Annotated in this window: 18 protein-coding genes; 6 read left to right on the top strand and 12 right to left on the bottom strand. The window is 70.4% G+C overall.

Going from position 1 to position 16,706, the window contains the following annotated elements; all coding sequences use genetic code 11:
* Positions 1 to 69: 69 nt before the first annotated feature.
* The gene (gene zapE, locus AB0I94_RS14830; RefSeq protein ID WP_363309951.1) at positions 70 to 1,164 is read right to left on the bottom strand and encodes a cell division protein ZapE; all 1,095 of its coding nucleotides are present in this window, start codon (positions 1,162 to 1,164) and stop codon (positions 70 to 72) included.
* 37 nt (positions 1,165 to 1,201) lie between these two features.
* Between zapE and AB0I94_RS14825 the strand changes: the two genes are divergently transcribed.
* The 4 genes from AB0I94_RS14825 (at position 1,202) to msrB (ending at position 4,549) form a co-directional block, all read left to right on the top strand.
* Entirely contained in the window at positions 1,202 to 1,966 is a 765-nt protein-coding gene (locus AB0I94_RS14825) for a pyrimidine reductase family protein (RefSeq protein WP_363309950.1), read from the top strand.
* 145 nt (positions 1,967 to 2,111) lie between these two features.
* Positions 2,112 to 2,585, top strand: a complete 474-nt coding sequence (locus AB0I94_RS14820; protein WP_363309948.1) for an indole-3-glycerol phosphate synthase — start codon at positions 2,112 to 2,114, stop codon at positions 2,583 to 2,585.
* A 148-nt stretch (positions 2,586 to 2,733) separates the two neighbouring features.
* Positions 2,734 to 4,128: a UDP-N-acetylmuramate--L-alanine ligase gene (murC, locus tag AB0I94_RS14815; protein ID WP_363309947.1), complete on the top strand. Its 1,395-nt coding sequence runs from the start codon at positions 2,734 to 2,736 to the stop codon at positions 4,126 to 4,128.
* Positions 4,129 to 4,141: 13 nt separating this feature from the next.
* Positions 4,142 to 4,549, top strand: coding sequence for a peptide-methionine (R)-S-oxide reductase MsrB (gene msrB, locus AB0I94_RS14810; RefSeq protein WP_363309946.1), 408 nt, complete (start codon positions 4,142 to 4,144; stop codon positions 4,547 to 4,549).
* Positions 4,550 to 4,625: 76 nt separating this feature from the next.
* Here msrB and AB0I94_RS14805 read toward each other — a convergent pair whose 3' ends face one another.
* The 3 genes from AB0I94_RS14805 to AB0I94_RS14795 all read right to left on the bottom strand — a co-directional run bounded on the left by AB0I94_RS14805 (position 4,626) and on the right by AB0I94_RS14795 (position 7,146).
* Positions 4,626 to 5,954 (bottom strand): M28 family metallopeptidase, encoded by a 1,329-nt coding sequence (locus tag AB0I94_RS14805; protein WP_363309944.1) that lies wholly within the window; start codon positions 5,952 to 5,954, stop codon positions 4,626 to 4,628.
* 228 nt (positions 5,955 to 6,182) lie between these two features.
* Positions 6,183 to 6,644 (bottom strand): hypothetical protein, encoded by a 462-nt coding sequence (locus AB0I94_RS14800; protein ID WP_363309943.1) that lies wholly within the window; start codon positions 6,642 to 6,644, stop codon positions 6,183 to 6,185.
* A 91-nt stretch (positions 6,645 to 6,735) separates the two neighbouring features.
* Complete coding sequence (locus tag AB0I94_RS14795) at positions 6,736 to 7,146, bottom strand: organic hydroperoxide resistance protein (RefSeq protein ID WP_363309942.1); 411 nt, start codon at positions 7,144 to 7,146, stop codon at positions 6,736 to 6,738.
* Positions 7,147 to 7,270: 124 nt separating this feature from the next.
* Between AB0I94_RS14795 and AB0I94_RS14790 the strand changes: the two genes are divergently transcribed.
* Entirely contained in the window at positions 7,271 to 7,792 is a 522-nt protein-coding gene (locus tag AB0I94_RS14790; RefSeq protein ID WP_363309940.1) for a MarR family transcriptional regulator, read from the top strand.
* A 22-nt stretch (positions 7,793 to 7,814) separates the two neighbouring features.
* Here the strand turns inward: AB0I94_RS14790 and AB0I94_RS14785 are convergent, their stop codons facing one another.
* From AB0I94_RS14785 to AB0I94_RS14760, 6 genes are all read right to left on the bottom strand, one after another.
* Positions 7,815 to 8,816, bottom strand: a complete 1,002-nt coding sequence (locus AB0I94_RS14785; protein WP_363309939.1) for an ABC transporter substrate-binding protein — start codon at positions 8,814 to 8,816, stop codon at positions 7,815 to 7,817.
* A 90-nt stretch (positions 8,817 to 8,906) separates the two neighbouring features.
* Entirely contained in the window at positions 8,907 to 9,686 is a 780-nt protein-coding gene (locus tag AB0I94_RS14780) for an ABC transporter ATP-binding protein (protein ID WP_363309938.1), read from the bottom strand.
* A 1-nt stretch (position 9,687) separates the two neighbouring features.
* On the bottom strand, positions 9,688 to 10,827 hold the full coding sequence (locus AB0I94_RS14775; protein WP_363309937.1) for an iron ABC transporter permease: 1,140 nt from the start codon (positions 10,825 to 10,827) through the stop codon (positions 9,688 to 9,690).
* Between the two features lie 180 nt (positions 10,828 to 11,007).
* The gene (locus AB0I94_RS14770) at positions 11,008 to 12,372 is read right to left on the bottom strand and encodes an MFS transporter (protein ID WP_363309936.1); all 1,365 of its coding nucleotides are present in this window, start codon (positions 12,370 to 12,372) and stop codon (positions 11,008 to 11,010) included.
* A complete protein-coding gene (locus AB0I94_RS14765) occupies positions 12,369 to 13,196 on the bottom strand; it encodes a DUF364 domain-containing protein (RefSeq protein ID WP_363309935.1) in 828 nt (275 codons plus the stop codon). Before AB0I94_RS14765 ends, AB0I94_RS14770 begins: the two co-directional genes overlap by 4 nt.
* Before the next feature lie 32 nt (positions 13,197 to 13,228).
* Complete coding sequence (locus tag AB0I94_RS14760) at positions 13,229 to 14,218, bottom strand: pyridoxal-phosphate dependent enzyme (protein WP_363309934.1); 990 nt, start codon at positions 14,216 to 14,218, stop codon at positions 13,229 to 13,231.
* Positions 14,219 to 14,353: 135 nt separating this feature from the next.
* Between AB0I94_RS14760 and AB0I94_RS14755 the strand changes: the two genes are divergently transcribed.
* Positions 14,354 to 15,304, top strand: coding sequence for a kinase (locus AB0I94_RS14755; RefSeq protein ID WP_363310140.1), 951 nt, complete (start codon positions 14,354 to 14,356; stop codon positions 15,302 to 15,304).
* Here the strand turns inward: AB0I94_RS14755 and rbsD are convergent.
* Complete coding sequence (gene rbsD / locus AB0I94_RS14750) at positions 15,301 to 15,690, bottom strand: D-ribose pyranase (protein WP_363309933.1); 390 nt, start codon at positions 15,688 to 15,690, stop codon at positions 15,301 to 15,303. The genes AB0I94_RS14755 and rbsD overlap by 4 nt on opposite strands.
* Positions 15,687 to 16,682: a ribokinase gene (locus AB0I94_RS14745; protein ID WP_363309932.1), complete on the bottom strand. Its 996-nt coding sequence runs from the start codon at positions 16,680 to 16,682 to the stop codon at positions 15,687 to 15,689. Before AB0I94_RS14745 ends, rbsD begins: the two co-directional genes overlap by 4 nt.
* Between the last annotated feature and the right edge of the window lie 24 nt (positions 16,683 to 16,706).

Below are 16,706 nucleotides of genomic sequence, written 5' to 3'. Positions count from 1 at the left end.
CAGGAACATGACCGGATGTGTGTACCACGCGCCTAGGCGTGCGGGAACCACGCGCGTAGCGGTGAGTCGCTACGGCTTGACGAGGCTCTGTGCGTCCCGCGCGAGTGCCGTGAGCCGGGAGATCGCCCGGAAGTACTTCTTCCGGTAGCCGCCGTTGAGCATGTCCTCGCTGAACAGCTGGTCGAAGGGCACACCCGAGGCGAGCACCGGGACCTCGCGGTCGTACAGGCGGTCGGCGAGCACGACGAGGCGCAGGGCGGTCGACTGATCGGGGACGGGCGTCACGTCGGTGAGGCAGACGGCCCGGAGCTCGTCGGTGAGCGCTCCGTACCGGCTGGGGTGGACGCGCGCGAGGTGGTCGAGCAGATGCGGGAAGTCGTCGAGGCTCGCGCCCTCGGTCGCGTACGCGGTCTTGGTGACCTGCTGCTCCGAGTACGGAGCGGGTGCTTCCGGAAGGCCCCGGTGGCGGTAGTCGTCGCCGTCGATGCGCAGCGACTTGAAGTGGGTGGCCAGGCCCTGGATCTCGCGCAGGAAGTCGGCGGACGCGAACCTTCCCTCGCCGAGCTTGCCCGGCAGCGTGTTCGACGTCGCGGCGAGCGCCACGCCCTCGTCGACGAGCCGCGCGAGCAGCGAGGAGACGAGCACCGTGTCGCCGGGGTCGTCGAGTTCGAACTCGTCGATGCACAGAAGCCGGTGGCCGCTGAGGGTGCGCACGGTCTGCTGGAAGCCGAGCGCCCCGACCAGGTTCGTCAGCTCGACGAAGGTGCCGAACGCCTTCTGCTCGGGCGCCGCGGGCGTCGCGTGCCACAGGGAGGCCAGGAGGTGGGTCTTGCCCACCCCATAGCCGCCGTCGAGGTAGACACCGCGGGGGCCCGTGGGGGGCGCGGGCTTGGCGCGGCCGAACCAGCGCTTCTTGCCCGCGCCGGAGGCGTGCGCCCCGCCGAGCCCGGCCGCGAAGCCGCTCAGGACCCGCACGGCCTCGGTCTGGCTCGGCTGGTTCGGGTCCGGAATGTACGTATCGAAGCGGACGGAGTCGAAGCGCGGCGGCGGCACCATCTCGGCGACCAAGCGGTCGGCGGGTACGTGGGGCTCGCGGGCGCACAGCGACAGGGGAGCCGCTTCGGCTATGGGGCTCTGCCCGGGGGCGGCGGTGGAGGACGACACGGTTCATAACTCTAAGCGCCGTGCAAGACTGCTGGACATGCGACGCCTGTTCCCTGTGACCGACCAGACAGACGAAACATCAGTACGAGAGTGGGGGCTGGGGGAGCTGGCCGACGCGTACGCCTACCCCTCGGGCGAGACCTCCTGGCTGCGCGCCAACATGGTGTCCACGCTCGACGGGGCGGCTCAGCACGACGGCCGCTCACACCCCATCTCGAACGACACGGACATGCGGATCTTCGGCACCCTGCGCGCGGTCGCCGATGTCGTGGTCGTCGGTGCCGAAACGGTCCGCCAGGAGGGTTACCGCCCGGCACGCGCGCGTGAGGCCTTCGCCGAACGCAGAGCGGCGGCCGGGCAGACGGTGGTGCCCGCGATCGCGGTCGTCAGCGCGAGCCTCGACCTGGATTTCTCCCTTCCGCTTTTCACCTCCCCCCTGGTGCCGACGCTCGTGGTGACCGGTGCCGCGGCGCCCGCGGACCGGGTCGCGGCGGCCGAGAAGGCGGGCGCCGTGGTGGTGCTCGCGGGGGAGGGTGCCGCGGTCGAGCCGGAGCGGGTCGCGCCCGCCCTGGCCGAGCGCGGCCTGACCCGGCTGCTCACGGAGGGCGGGCCCCGGCTGCTTGGTCAGTTCGTGGCGGCGGGGGCCCTGGACGAGCTCTGTCTGACGGTGTCCCCGATGCTCACCGCGGGGGACGCGCAGCGGATCGCCTGGGGGTCGGCGCTGGCGGTGCCGGAACGATTCACCCTGGCTTCCGTACTGGAGGAGGCCGGGTTCCTCTTCACCCGATACCGTCGGACCTGACAATCAGCGGAATCAGCCGTTCCGTTTCGCTTCCGTTGGGCACACTAAAAGTCGCAGACCCCGTGCGGCCACGGGGCAGGATGGTTTCCGCAGGGGCCTGTCGAGACAGATTCTCGGCGGCCCACGGATGAGAAGGGCGCCTGTCGTGTTCACAAGCGTATTGATGATCGAGAAGGCGCTGACCTCCGCCGACGTGGAGTTCGTCACCACCTTGCACGGTGACGAGACGGTCAGTTTCCGGGTCCTGCTCCAGCCTCGCGGCGATCAGGCGGACCGTCTCCTTCGAGCCATCGACGACGTGGCTCTGGGCGAACTCGACGAGGCGGCGAAGGAAGGCGACGTGCCCGAGGGGCAGGACGCCACGGCCCCCGCGCAGAAGGCCCTCGAGGTCTCGCTGACGGCACTGCACGCGGCGGGCTGTGAGGCAACGGGACAGCTGATCGAGGACCACCCCCTCGACGCGCTCAAGCAGCTGGTCGACGAGTCGGACGCGGACGAGGTCATCGTGCTGACCGACCCGCACTACGTCGAGGAGTTCTTCCACCGGGACTGGGCTTCGCGGGCGCGGCACAAGGTGGGCGTACCGGTCCTGAAGCTGTTCTCACACGCGAAGGACTGAGCGCGCTGGTCGCACGGCTCGCGACGGGGCTGGTCGTGAGGTTCCCCGTGCCCCTCACGGGGCGCGGGTGTGCTCGCTGTCCGGCCGAGGCAATAGTCTGGGCCCTGCTCATCTGCCGTAACTCTTGGACCCTTGGGGAGACACACGTATGGCACCCGGCCTGCCCACCGCCATGGACCGACCGCACTTCATCGGCATCGGCGGCGCCGGAATGTCGGGCATCGCCAAGATCCTGGCCCAGCGCGGCGCCAAGGTCGCGGGCAGTGACGCGCGGGAGTCGGCCACGGCCGAGGCCCTGCGGACCCTGGGCGCCACGGTCCACATCGGCCACGACGCCGCGCACCTCGCCTCGGACGCGACCTGCGTGGTCGTCTCCTCCGCGATCCGCGCCGACAACCCCGAGCTGGCCCGCGCCACGGAGCTGGACATTCCGGTCGTCCACCGCTCGGACGCGCTCGCCTCCCTCATGGAGGGCCTGCGCCCGATCGCGGTGGCCGGCACGCACGGCAAGACGACGACGACGTCGATGCTCGCCGTCACGCTCTCCACCCTCGGCCTCGACCCGTCGTACGCGATCGGCGGCGACCTGGACGCGCCGGGCTCGAACGCGCTGCACGGCGACGGCGACATCTTCGTGGCCGAGGCGGACGAGAGCGACCGCAGCTTCCACAAGTACGCGCCCGAGGTCGCCATCGTCCTGAACGTGGAGCTCGACCACCACGCCAATTACGCGTCGATGGACGAGATCTACGAGTCCTTCGAGACGTTCGCCGGCAAGATCGTCCCCGGTGGCACCCTGGTGATCGCGGCGGACCAGGAGGGCGCGGCCGAGCTGACGCGGCGCGTGCGCGACCTGGGCGAGCTGAAGGTGGTGACCTACGGCGAGTCCGAGGGCGCCGACCTCCGCATCCACAAGATCACTGCGCGCGGCCTGACCAGCGAGGTCACGGTGATCCTCAACGGCAAGTTCCTGACCTTCATGGTCTCGGTCCCCGGCCGCCACTACGCCCACAACGCGGTGGCGGCCCTGGCCGCGGGCATCGCCCTCGGCATCCCGGCGCACAACCTCGCGTCGGCCATCGGCTCGTACACCGGCGTCAAGCGCCGCCTCCAGCTCAAGGGCGAGGCGGCGGGCGTCCAGGTCGTCGACTCGTACGCGCACCACCCCACGGAGATGACCGCTGACCTGGAGGCGATGCGCTCCTCCGCCGGCGACTCACGCATCCTCGTCCTCTTCCAGCCCCACCTCTTCTCCCGCACGCAGGAGCTGGGCAAGGAGATGGGCCAGGCCCTGGCCCTCGCGGACGCCTCCGTGGTCCTCGACATCTACCCCGCACGCGAGGACCCGATCCCGGGCATCACCAGCGCTTTGATCATCGACGCGGCGGTCGAGGCCGGCGCGGAGGTGCGGGCCGTGCACGACAAGGCCGAAGCCGCCCAGGTCGTCGCGGGAATGACGCGGCCCGGCGATCTCGTTCTCACCATGGGAGCGGGCGACGTCACCGACCTCGGCCCGCAGATCTTGGCAGCGCTTTCGAAGTAAGGGGTTCAGTCTCATGTCGTACGACGTCGAGAAGCCGGACGAGCAGTGGCGCGCGGAGCTCAGCCCCTCGGAGTACGCGGTGCTGCGCCAGGCGGGCACCGAGCCCGCGTTCGTGGGTGAGTACACCGACACCAAGACCAAGGGCGTCTACTCCTGCCGCGCGTGCGGCGCGGAGCTTTTCACCTCGGAGGAGAAGTTCGAGTCGCACTGCGGCTGGCCGAGCTTCTTCGACCCCAAGGACACGGACGCGGTCGAACTCCTCCAGGACGCCTCGCACGGCATGGTCCGCACGGAGGTCCGGTGCGCGCGCTGCGGCTCGCACCTCGGCCACGTATTCGAGGGCGAGGGCTACGCGACACCGACGGACCAGCGGTACTGCATCAACTCGATCTCGCTGACGCTGACGCCCACGGAGGGCTGAGCAGCGGTTCACTTCGTCGGGGCCCGGCAGCGGAAGAACGCTGCCGGGCCCCGACGCGTGTCAGGTCCGGAAAGCCTCAGAACGTCAGCTTCCAGCTGTTGATGTAGCCCGTGTCCTGCGCCGCCACATCCTGCACCCGCAGCTTCCAGGCGCCGTTCGCCGGTTCGCTCGACGCGTTGACCGTGTACGTCGCGATGACGTTGTCCGCCGAGTCGTTGCCGCTGGAGTTCTTCAGGCGGTATGCCGTGCCGTCGGGGGCGAGCAGGTCGACGACCACGTCGCCGCGCCAGGTGTGCCGGATGTCGACGTCCGCCTTGAGGGTGGCCGGGGCGTTGCCCGTGCGGCCGGTCACGTTCACCGTCGAGGTGACGGCCGCGCCGTTGTCGGGGATGGCGACGTCCGCGGTGTTCTCGTACGAGTCGCCGGGCGGGACGGGAGTGTCCGTGCCGAGGGTCCAGACGGCGTGGGCGATGGCGTCGCTGTTGCGGTCGAGGGCGGTGTCGTTGATGTTCGACGTCGTGTCGCACGAGGAGTGGTAGCAGCGGTCGAAGGCCTGGCCCGCCGTGCCGCCCCACTTCTGGGCCTGGGCGCTGGTCTTCGTGCGGCTCGCGCCGGTGAAGAGGCCGCCGACCGGGATGCCCACGTTCTTGAAGCTGGCGTGGTCGGAGCGGCCGTCGCCCTCGGTCTCGATCTCCGTGGGGACGTTCAGACCCGCGTAGTAGTCCTTGAACGTCTTCTCGATGACCGGGTCGTCGTCGTAGACGAAGTAGCCCGGGTTCGGGGAGCCGATCATGTCGAAGTTGAGGTAACCGGCGACCTTGGCGCGCTCGGTGGAGGGGAGGTTGTTGACGTAGTACTTGGAACCGATCAGGCCCAGCTCCTCCGCGCCCCACCAGGCGAACCGCAGGTGCTTCGTCGGCTCCAGCTGTGCGCGCGAGACGGCGAGGGCGGTCTCCAGGACGCCCGCCGAGCCCGAGCCGTTGTCGTTGATGCCGGGCCCCGAGCTGACGCTGTCGAGGTGGGCGCCCGCCATCACGACCTTGTTCGGGTCGCCGCCCGGCCAGTCCGCGATGAGGTTGTAGCCGGTCGCGCCGCTGGAGGTGAACTGCTGCACGGTGGTGGTGAACCCGGCCGCGTCCAGCTTGGCCTTCGCGTAGTCGATGGAGGCCTTGTAGCCGGGGCGCCCGTGGGCGCGGTTGCCGCCGTTGGCCGAGGCGATGGACTGGAACTGGGAGAGGTGCGCCTTGACGTTGGCGAGCGGGATGTCGGGGGCCGCGAGCGTCGGAGAAGGGGCCGCGAGGGCCGCGGGCGCGGCGGTGGCGAGCAGTCCGGCGGCGGCGAGCGTGGCGACGCCCGCGGTGGCCCGTCTCAGGGTGCGGGGTATGGCGGGTCTGGAGATTTTCATGTGGGGCTCCGAATTCCGAACAGCGAGGGGGACGGAACGTACTGACGCCCTGCGACGCGGATGCCGCAGGGCGCTGGAGCTGTACTGAGCAGAGGTGGGGCGCGTGGTGCGTTGCCTGATGTTGGGGGCGGGGCGGGGCGGCGTCAAGAGGGGAAACCGGTCAGAAGCCGGTCAGCCAGTTTCGGATATCGGACGGCCTCTCGTCCCGCCGCCGCGCCGGGCCTTGGCTCAGTCTTCTTCCGGGGTCTCCGGACGCAGCAGCGGGTGCTTCACGCCCGGGAACACCCGGGCCTTGATCACCGGCTCGGTGGCCGCGCCCTGGATCACCGTCTCGGTGACGCCCCAGGGGCGGCCGGGCAGGACGACGAGGATGGTGTACGTGGAGGCGCAGCCCATGCAGTCGTAGCGGTCCGCCCAGGTCTCGACCTCGGTGCGGCTGCCGGGGTAGCGGGCCACGTGGCGGTGGCGGGCATGGCAGCGGTCGCACTTCTCACCCGGCTCGCAGGTGCCGCCGCAGGGGCACGGCACGTCCAGGGTCTCGGCGGGCTGCCAGCGCTGCGTGAGGACCGCCTCGCGGGTGGCGCCCATGTCCTTCATCGCCTTGAGATTGCGGGCGGCGACGTTGTACGACTCGCCGGTCGAGGTCATCCGGTTCCGGATGACGTCCTTGCGTCCGCGGTTCGTCGTCATGCTGGGCCTCCTGGGGTTCACGCAGCCCACCAGGAGGCCCATGAGATCGGTCCTCCTACGGTACCTGCCGCGGGGCACCGTCCTTGAACGTCTACTCGATGACGAGCTCGACCTCGATGTTGCCGCGCGTGGCCTTCGAGTACGGGCAGTACGCGTGCGTGGCCTCGACCAGCTGCTGCCCTGTCTCGCCGGCCAGGTGGTCCGGCAGCTCCACGCGCATCACGACCGCGAGCCCGAAGCCCGCGTCGTCCTTGCCGATGGAGACCTCGGCGGTCACCGAGACGTCCTTAGTGTCGACCTTCATCTCTCGGGCGACGGCCCCCATGGCGCTGGCGAAACAGGCCGCGTACCCGGCGGCGAAGAGCTGCTCGGGGTTGGTGCCCTGTCCGTTGCCGCCCAGGGCCGGGGGCATGGCGAGCGCGAGGTCGATCTGGCCGTCGGAGCTGACGGCGCGGCCCTCGCGGCCGTTCGCGGTGGCGACGGCGGTGTACAGCGCGTTCATGGGGTGCCTCTTCCCTCGGTCGAAGAACGGAACGTGACGAACGGGGTGCGTTCGCTCCGCAGTTATGGTTGCACACGGTTTAGTTGTGCACAACTAAATCGTGTGGGCGAGGTACGCTTGACCCATGACGTCATCGCCGACCGCCGTACCGCCGCCGCCCGGAGGCGAGCTGCCCGCCGTGCTGCCCGGAGGCGAGCTGCCCGACGTGCCCGACGCCGAGCTGCTCCGCCTTGATCACCAGGTCTGCTTCTCGCTGCACGCCGCCTCGCGCGCCTTCGGCGGCGTCTACCGCGATGCCCTCAAGGACCTCGGCCTCACGTACCCCCAGTACCTGGTCATGCTGGTGATCTGGGAACACGGCCCGCAGCCCGTCAAGGCCATCGGCGAGCGGCTGCGCCTCGACTCCGGCACGCTCTCGCCGCTCCTCAAGCGGCTGGAGAGCGCGGGGCTCGTGCGGCGCGAGCGCAGCGCCGCCGACGAGCGTTCCGTCACTGTCGAGCTGACGGACTCCGGGGAGGGGCTGCGCGAGCGGGCGCTTCCCGTGCCGCGCCGGATTCTCGCCGCGACCGGGATGACCGTCGAGGAGGTCCTCACCCTTCAGGGACTCCTCGCGCGCCTGACGGGCTCTCTCGACCAGGCTCAGTGAGGTGGGGCGGGCGCCGCCCGCGTCACCGCTTCAGCTCCCGCACGTACTTCCCGAACTTCTCCAGGCCGTCGATGTTGCGCGGCCCGCTGATGCCCTCGTTGTAGTCGAGGACGAAGAAGTTGTTCTTCTTCACGGCGGGCAGTTCCTTGGTGTGCGGGGACTTCTTCAGGAAGTCGATCTTCTTCTTGGCGGGCATGTCGCCGTAGTCGAAGATGATGATGACCTCGGGCTCGGCCTCGGCGACGGCCTCCCAGTTCACCTGGGTCCAGCGTTCGTCGAGCCCGTCGAAGATGTTCTTGGCGCCGGCCGACTTGATGATGTCGTTGGGCGGGACCTGGCTGCCCGCCGTGAAGGGCTGGTCCGTGCCGGAGTCGTAGAGGAAGACGGGGACCCGGTCGCCCTTGGGGGCCTTGGACTCGACGGCCGCCACGCGCTTCTTGAGGCCGCTCACCACCTCGTCCGCCTTCTTCTCGACCTTGAAGATCTTGCCCAGGCGGTCCAGGTCCGAGTACAGGGCCTTGAACGGGGTCACTTTCTCCGGGTACTTGGGGTAGTTGAAGCAGCTCTCCGTGTGCATGAAGCTCTGGACGCCGAGCTTGTCCAGGATCTTCGGGGTGATGCCGCGCTGGTCGCTGAAGCCCGAGTTCCAGCCCGCGACGACGAAGTCCGACTTGGCCTCCACGACGAGCTCCTTGTTGAGCAGGTCGTCGCTGAGCATCTTCACCTTGGCGTACTCCGACGCCCAGGGGGACTCGCTCACCGGCGGGTTGGCCGGTGGCATCACGTAGCCGTGGACGTGCTCGGTCAGGCCGAGGCTGAACATCTTGTCGGCGCTGCCGCCTTCGTAGACCACCGCGCGCTGCGGGGTCTTGTACGTGACCGGCTCACCGCAGCGTTTGACGGTGACCTTCTTGGACTCGCCCGCGGTCTTGGAGTCCGAGTCGACCTCCGCGCCGCAGCCGCCGAGCAGCAGGGCTGCCGCGATGGCCGATCCGATGGTGGTGCGTGTTCCGCTTCTGGGCATGGCCTGGTGGCGCCTTTCGGATGTCAGGGGTGTCAGAGAGATGTCAGAGGTGTCAGAGAGGTGTGGGAGGTGTACGAGGTCTCGGATTTGTCAGAGGGGCATGGGCGGGCTCAGCGCGTAGAGAAGCTGGGGGTCGCCGGTCAGGGGGTGGCTGATCACGCTGGCCTTGACGCCGAAGACCTCGTCGACGAGACCCGTGGTGAGGACCTCTTCCGGCGTTCCCGCGGCCACCAGCGCACCCCGGGACAGCACACCGATGCGGTCGCAGGCGGCCGCGGCGAGGTTGAGGTCGTGCAGGACCACGAGGACGGTCAGGCCCGAGCCCTTCAGGAGCGACAGAAGCTCGATCTGGTGGCGCACGTCGAGGTGGTTGGTCGGCTCGTCGAGGACCAGGATGCGCGGCTCCTGCACCAACGCCCTTGCCAGCAACACGCGCTGACGTTCGCCGCCCGACAGGGTCAGTACGCCGCGGTCCGCGAGGCGGGTGAGGTCGAGTCGGGCCATGATGCGCGCGCACAGCTCGCGTTCGCGCTCGCCGAGAGCCTGGTTGCCGCGCAGATGGGGCGCGCGGCCCAGGGCGACGACCTCCTCCACCGTGAAATCCAGGTCCACCGCGCCGTCCTGGGCCATCGCCGCGACGACCTGCGCACTGCGGCGCGGCGTGAGGCGGGAGAGGTCGTCGGTGCCCACCCGGACTACGCCGGAGCTCGGACGCAGTGCGCGGTAGACGCACTTGAGCGCGGTGGACTTGCCGCTGCCGTTCGGGCCCACCAGGCCCACGATCTGGCCGCTGCCCACCTCCAGGGACAGGTCCCGGACGAGGAGCTTGCCGTCGATGGTGACGGACAGGCCGTCGAGTGCGAGTTCCATCTCAACGTCCCCCGAACATATAGGCCTTGCGGCGCATCAGCGCGACGAACACCGGCACCCCGACCAGCGCCGTGATGACTCCGAGCGGCAGCTCGCGCGGCGCCACCAGGGTGCGCGACACCAGGTCGACCCAGACCATGAACACCGCGCCGACCAGCGGTGCGACGGCGAGCACCCGGGCGTGGGTGGCGCCGACCACCATGCGTACGAGGTGGGGCATCACCAGGCCGACGAAACTGATCGCACCGCTTACGGCGACCATCACCCCGGTGATCAGCGAGGCGAGCAGCAGCAGGCCCTTGCGGTGCCGGTCGGGGCTGATGCCCAGGCTCGTCGCGGTCTCGTCGCCGAGCGCCAGGACATCCAGCGCCCTGCTGTACCGGTGGAGCACGGTGACACCGAGCAGCACGCAGGCGGCCACGACGGGCAGGGTGCCCCAGCTCGCGGCGCCGAAGCTGCCCATCGTCCAGTAGAGGACCATGCTGGTCGCCTCGCTGTCCGGCGCGAAGTAGATGATCACGCTCATCACGGCCTGGAAACCGAGGGCCATGGCTACGCCGGTCAGAACGAGCCGCAACGGGGAGAGCCCGCCTCCGCGGCTCGCCGATGCGACGTACACGAGCAGGGAGGCGACGAGCGCCCCGATGAACGCCCCCGCCGACACCGCGTAGATGCCGAGAGCCGCGAGGCCGCCGGTGACCGTGACGGCGACCGCGCCGACCGAGGCGCCCGAGGAGACGCCCAGGACGAACGGATCGGCGAGCGCGTTGCGCACCAGCGCCTGGATGGCGACGCCGACCGCGCTGAGTCCGGCGCCCACAAGTGCCGCCAGGAGCACGCGAGGTGTACGTATCTGCCAAATGATCTGATACGTCGTCACCTCGTCGGCATCGATGCTCCCGCCGCTCAGCGCCGCCCACAGCAGCCGGGCGGTGTCGCCCGGCGAAACGACGGCGGAGCCGAGGCCGATGGCCACGACGACGGAGACGAGAAGCAGGAACAGGAGCACGGCGCAGGTCGCCGCCAGTCCGGCGCGGGAGGCGACCCGGCTCCGCACGCCCTTGGCCGCCGGGTCCGGTGGCGGCGCGCCGGGCACCAGGGCAGTGGCTGCCGTCGGGGAGATCGCGGGCGGCGGGGGCATGGGGGTCGGCCTCTCAAGTCGGTCTGGGAGCGGTCTGGTTGGGGCTGACGAATTGATGTCGGTGGGCGGCTGGGGGGCGGGAGCGGGGGGCCGCCCCACCGCCCGGCGTCGTGGCGGCGACTTGCCCGCTCCCGCCGGGCGGGCGTGGACGCGCAGGTGCGGACGGCCGGGTGCGGGGCGCTAGGTGGCGGCCCCGGCTCCCTTCGCCGAGCCGTCGCCTGCCGGGTCTGCGTCTGCCGCGCCAGCACCCCCGCCCGTCGGCAGGTTCTCCTCCTCGGCCTCGCCCTCGTCCTCGCCCATCGGCCCCGCCCGTAGCACGAGTGCCGCCGCTGCCAGTGCCGCGATCACCAGCGTTCCGAAGGCCGCGGCGATCCCCGGATAGCCGGCGAGGCCGAGGCCCAGGCCGCCGAGGCCGGCGCCCAGGAAGACGCCGAGGCTCATTCCCGCGGCGTTCACGCTCAGGGCCGCGCCGCGCTGGGTGCCGCAGCGTCGGACGAGCAGGCTGACCACGCACGCGGCCACGACGGCGTGGCTCGCGGCGTGCAGGGACGTCATCGCGAGCGCGAGCGGCAGCCAGTGCGTGAAGTAGAAGCCCACGACCGAGACGAGCGCGGCGACCAGGCCGATGGCCAGCATCCGCTCGGTGCCGATCCGCGGCTCCTCGGAGTTCGTGATCCGCCCGGTGAGGAGGTTGCTCACGAAGAACGACGCGCCGCTGAGCGTCCACACGAACGCGAAGAGCCCGGGGTCGAGTTGGAACCGGTCGTCGTAGTAGGCCGCCAGGTAGGAGAGGTAGCCCATGAAGACAGCCGTGCGCAGCAGGGCGATGAGGAGCAGGGGTACGACGCCGGGGATGGAACCGAGAGCCTTGAAGGAGGCTATGTAGCCCAGGCGCTGGGTCTCGTCCTTCTCCTCCACCGGCTTGTTCTTGCCCCGCATGAAGAAGACGGCGGCGAGCAGCAGCGACACCCCGGTCACCGCGAACAGATCGCCCTGCCAGCCCCAGAACAGCGCGGGCAGCGCGATGACCGGCGCCGCCAGCATCGCGGTCATCGACTGGGTCGCCGTGACGAGCGTCGCCGCGCGCCCCGCCGCCTTTCCGGAGCCGAAGCGGTCGGCGGCGGCCGCGGTCAGCGCCGGGTTCAGCACCGACGTACTGGCGCCGACCAGCAGGCAGAACACGGCGAGCAGGATGAAGTCCCCGCTCGCGCCGAGGGCGGCGGAGACGCCGAGCGCGGCGAGGCCACCCGCCGCCGCCCACTCCTTGCGCACCCGGTCGATCAGCGGGGCGAGCGCGGTGCCCACCAACAGGGCCGCGAGGCCGCCGAGACCGCGCAGGCCGCCCAGCGTGGCGACGCTGCTGTCGGCGTCCTCGGCCATCGGCACCAGATACGTGCTGAAGATCGTGAACGGCAGCAGACCGACCGCGGACGCGACGAGGACGGGCCACAGCGTGCGAGCCATCCGCAGGTCACCCGGCAGCGCTTCGTCGGCGGTGGCCGCGGGCCGGGAATCCACCGCGGGCCCCTTGGAGTCGACGCTCACGCCGCCTCCTTGTAGCGGTAGAGCGGCGTCTCGTCGGCGCTGAACTGCGAGAACGCGAAAGGCTCGGCACAGAGCCCGGTGACTCCGGCGGACAGGAACGCGCGGGCCACGGCGCTGCCGCTCTGCGCGTACACCACCAGCGGCACCCCGTGCTCGCGGCAGTGCGCGAGGATCAGGTCGAAGGTGCCGTTGCTCAGCGTCATGCCGGTGGCGACCACGGCGTCGGCCTCCTCCAGCACCTCCGTCATGTCGTCGGTGATCCGGTCGCCCCACTGGGTCGTACGGAGGTTGAGATCGCAGGGCAGGCAGACGCCGCCCCGCTCGCGTATCGCCGCGACGAGCGGGTTGACCACGCCGATGAGCGCCACTTTCGCGCCCGGCTCGATGTCGAGCAGCCCGGCGATGGCCGCGTCGCGTGCCTCCGCCCGGACCTCCGGGGTACCGGTGGGCAGCGTGACACGCTCGGCGTCGGCGGCGTCCCGGTGCGGGCTCACCTGCGCGAGGTAGGCGTCGAGCGCGGCGATGCGGACGGGCGTGGACTCGGCGCGCAGCAGCTTGTCGAGGGTGTGGCCCGAGGCGTTCTCGCAGAAGTCCGGGGTGAGTTCACCGGCCTCGAAGGAGCAGGCACCGAAAGCCGTGCCGACGCGGAGCAGCAAGTAGTGGTTGTGGTAGGTCACTTGGCTGCCGGCGAGGCGGGTGGTGTTGTACAGCCAGAACGCGCTGGTGACGGAGAGGTCCTTGGGATGGGGGCCGTATTCGCCCGCCAGGACGGCGTCGATGAGCTCCGCGACGTTGTGGGGCGTGCGCGGCTCGGGGTGTGACATGTGGAGTTCTCTCCGTGTGAGGGTGGACGTTGTCAGGGGAGGTCGGGCCAGGATGTGGTCGACCAGGGGTGCCTCAGCTCGTCGAGCGAGGTGATTTCGTGAGGCTTCAAGGTGTCGATGTCCGGCGCGTCGGCGTGTTTCGCGTAGGCGCTCTCGACATAGCGGTGGCCCGTGTCCGCGGCGATGAAGACGTACGTACGGGAATCGTCGCGGCGCTGTTCCCACAGAGCGGTCAGATAGGCGGCGCCGGTGGACAGACCGGCGAAGATTCCGCTGTTTCTGAGGAGTGAGACCGCGCCGGACACCGCGCAGTCGAAATTCACCCAGTGCACGCGGTCGTACGCCTCGTGCCGGACATTCTTGAATTCGATGGCGCTGCCGATCCCGGCGATGATCATGTCCGGGTCGGCCACGTGCTCCGAGCCGAAGGTGACGCTGCCGAAGGGCTGCACGCCGACCAGTGACACATCGCGTCCCGCGTCCCGCAGATACCCGGCGATGGCGCCGGTCGAGGCCCCCGAGCCGACCCCGCCCACCAGGGCGAGCGGTCCCTCGGGCACCTCGGCGTCGACCGTCTCGGCCACGTCGCGGTAGCCGAGATAATGGATGCTGTCGTGGTACTGCCGCATCCAGTGGTACGAGGGGTTCGCCTCGAGTATCTCGGCGATGCGCCGCACTCTCAGCTCCTGGTCGAGCCGGAGATTCTTTGACGGCCGCACCTGTTCCAGCGTGGCGCCGAGTATGTCCAGCTGGACACGCAAGGTGTGGTCCACGGTCGTGGAACCCACGATGTGGCATTTCATTCCGTAGCGGTGACAGGCGAGCGCGAGGGCTTGTGCGTAGATGCCGCTGGAACTGTCGATGAGGGTGTCGCCGGGTTTCACGGCACCGGAATCGAGAAGGTGACGGACCGCCCCCAGAGCCGAATAGATCTTCATCGTCTCGAACCGGAGGCAGACCAAGTCCGGCTCCAGGGATATGAGATCGGGTTTCTTCACCGCTTCGGCTATGTGGTCGTACACGCTGCCCCCTGTGTTCCCGTGTCGGTCGACGAGCCGAGAGCATCACACTAGATGAAAATGATTGTCAAGACGCATTGGGTTGTGGGAGCCTGTGGGCGCTGGAGGCGTCGGGATGTCGGGAGGAGACCTGTGAAGCTGTCCCAGAAGGCCGGGCCGCGGCCCCGCGTGGCGGGTGCGAGATCGGCCGGGATCGGGGTGGGCACCGCCTTCGGGACCTTCGGTGAGCTGCTTCAGGGCGTGCTGCCGGAGGAGGACGGGGACTTCCTGGTGACGCTGCCGGTCGCACGGTGGACGATGGCCACGTTCCGGCCGGAGCCCGACTTCGGGGATGTGGTGGTCCGGCCCGGCGGCAAGACCAAGGCGCTCCAACTGGCCCGTACGATCGGAGAGTTGGCGGAGAAGCGAACAGGCGTGCCGAGCGGGGGGACCCTCCGCGTCAACAGCGTCATCCCCGAGGGCAAGGGCCTGGCGAGCTCATCGGCCGACCTGGTCGCGACCGCACGGGCGGTCGGGCAGGCGCTGGGTGTCGAGATGCCGCCGGCGCGGATCGAGCGGCTGCTCGCGGACATCGAGCCGACGGACGGGGTGCTCTACCCGGCGATCGTGGCCTTCCACCACCGCACCGTGCGCCTGCGCGGCATCCTCGGATCGCTCCCGGTGATGGCCGTCGTGGGGATCGACGAGGGAGGTTCGGTCGACACGGTCGACTTCAACCGCATCCCCAAGCCGTTCACCCTGGCCGACCGCCACGAGTACGCGCGCCTGCTCGACCGGCTCTCGTGCGCCGTCCGCCGCCGCGACCTGGCGGAGGTCGGCAGGGTCGCGACCCGCAGCGCACAGATGAACCAACTCCTGCGCGACAAGTGGTCGTTGGAGCCGATGCGGGAGATCTGCCGGGAGGTCGGCGGGCTGGGCGTCGCCGTCGCCCACAGCGGCACGACGCTGGGCATCCTGCTGGACACCGCCGACCCCTCGTACACCCAGCGCGTCAGCGCCGCGGCGCAGGCGTGCGGGGAGCTGGCGGGCGGGGTGACGGTGTACCGGACGCTGAGCTTTCCCGGCGCGGCCGGGGCTGCCCGAGGTTAGAAGAACACCCCGCACCGCAGGAGCACGTTCGCGTACGGCGTGGCCTCTCCGGTGCGCACCACCAGGCGGGCCGCGGCCGTGCGGCGCTTGAGTTCCTCGTGCGGGACCAGGGTGAGGGGCGTGACGCGGGCGGACAGGAGGCGGGCCGTGGCGGGGTTCGCCTCCTGGACCTCCGTCGCCGCCGTACCGCCCTCCGTCACCAGCTCGGCGAGCAGCCCGTCCAGTACCTCGGCGAAGGACGGGACCCCCGCCCGGAAGGCCAGGTCGACGACCCTGGGCCCCGGCGGTACGGGCATGCCCGCGTCGCAGATCAGGACCGTGTCCCCGTGGCCCAACTCGGCCAGCGCGCCGCAGAGATGGCGGTTGAGGATGCCGGACTTCTTCACGCGGAGGCACCTTCTTCCTGGGTCGGGACCTCGCCCTCTTCACGAGGCGGAACCTCGTCATCTTCCTGAGGCGGGACCTCGTCCGCCGTCGGGTACGACTCCTGCGCACCGCGCCGGGTGACCGAAGCGGCCCCCACCCGCGCCGCGTACGCCGCCGCCGTCGGGAGGTCGTCGCCCAGGCCGAGGCGCCAGGCCAGGGCAGCGGTGAACGCGTCGCCCGCGCCGGTCGTGTCCACCGCTTCCACCTTCGGGCTCGGCACCGTGACGGGGGAGCCGCCGCCGTCCGCCGTCAGTGCTCCCCGCGCGCCCAGGGTGACCACCACCGAGCGGGGGCCGAGGGCAAGCAGTTCGCGGGCCCAGTCCTCGGGGAGGTCCGAGGGCGTCCCGCCCAGGATGTAGCGCGCCTCGTGCTCGTTCACCACCAACGGATCGCATGCCGCGAGGACTTCGTCCGGCAGCGGTGCGGGTGGCGACGGGTTGAGGACGAAGCGGGCCGTGGCCGGCAGGGTACGTACGAGCTCCGTCACCGACTCGACGGGGATCTCCAACTGCGTCGAGACCACCCGCGACGCGGCGAGCAGACCGGCCGCGGCGCGGATGTCCTCGGGCGAAAGACGGGCGTTGGCGCCCGGCGAGACCACGATGCTGTTGTCGCCCGACGGGTCGACGGTGATCAGCGCGACGCCCGTGGGCGCCCCGCCGACCAGGACGCCGACCGTGTCCGCTCCCGCCGCGCGCTGCGAGTCGAGCAGGAGCCTGCCGTGCGCGTCGTCGCCGACCCGCGCGAGCAGGGCGGTGCGGGCGCCGAGGCGGGCCGCGGCGACCGACTGGTTCGCGCCCTTGCCACCGGGATGCGTGGCGAGATCGGAGCCGAGGACCGTCTCGCCGGGGGCGGGGCGGCGCTCGACGCCGATCACCAGGTCGGCGTTGGCCGACCCGACGACCAGCAGGTCGTACATGGCGTCATCGGCGGCGCGGTCGTGGTCGTTCATCCGTGGATCCAGCTCCTGTGTTCG

The organism is Streptomyces sp. NPDC050147 (assembly GCF_040660195.1).
Lineage (GTDB): Bacteria > Actinomycetota > Actinomycetes > Streptomycetales > Streptomycetaceae > Streptomyces.
This window is presented reverse-complemented; position numbering and strand designations above follow the sequence as displayed.

What these genes read in the sequence shown, in the direction of transcription:
- AB0I94_RS14825 (WP_363309950.1), top strand. Translation starts at nt 1,202, where the DNA reads ATGCGACGCCTGTTCCCTGTGACCGACCAGACAGACGAAACATCAGTA.
- murC (WP_363309947.1), top strand. Translation starts at nt 2,734, where the DNA reads ATGGCACCCGGCCTGCCCACCGCCATGGACCGACCGCACTTCATCGGC.
- msrB (WP_363309946.1), top strand. Translation starts at nt 4,142, where the DNA reads ATGTCGTACGACGTCGAGAAGCCGGACGAGCAGTGGCGCGCGGAGCTC.
- AB0I94_RS14805 (WP_363309944.1), bottom strand. Translation starts at nt 5,954, where the DNA reads ATGAAAATCTCCAGACCCGCCATACCCCGCACCCTGAGACGGGCCACC.
- AB0I94_RS14800 (WP_363309943.1), bottom strand. Translation starts at nt 6,644, where the DNA reads ATGACGACGAACCGCGGACGCAAGGACGTCATCCGGAACCGGATGACC.
- AB0I94_RS14795 (WP_363309942.1), bottom strand. Translation starts at nt 7,146, where the DNA reads ATGAACGCGCTGTACACCGCCGTCGCCACCGCGAACGGCCGCGAGGGC.
- AB0I94_RS14790 (WP_363309940.1), top strand. Translation starts at nt 7,271, where the DNA reads ATGACGTCATCGCCGACCGCCGTACCGCCGCCGCCCGGAGGCGAGCTG.
- AB0I94_RS14785 (WP_363309939.1), bottom strand. Translation starts at nt 8,816, where the DNA reads ATGCCCAGAAGCGGAACACGCACCACCATCGGATCGGCCATCGCGGCA.
- AB0I94_RS14780 (WP_363309938.1), bottom strand. Translation starts at nt 9,686, where the DNA reads ATGGAACTCGCACTCGACGGCCTGTCCGTCACCATCGACGGCAAGCTC.
- AB0I94_RS14775 (WP_363309937.1), bottom strand. Translation starts at nt 10,827, where the DNA reads ATGCCCCCGCCGCCCGCGATCTCCCCGACGGCAGCCACTGCCCTGGTG.
- AB0I94_RS14765 (WP_363309935.1), bottom strand. Translation starts at nt 13,196, where the DNA reads ATGTCACACCCCGAGCCGCGCACGCCCCACAACGTCGCGGAGCTCATC.
- AB0I94_RS14745 (WP_363309932.1), bottom strand. Translation starts at nt 16,682, where the DNA reads ATGAACGACCACGACCGCGCCGCCGATGACGCCATGTACGACCTGCTG.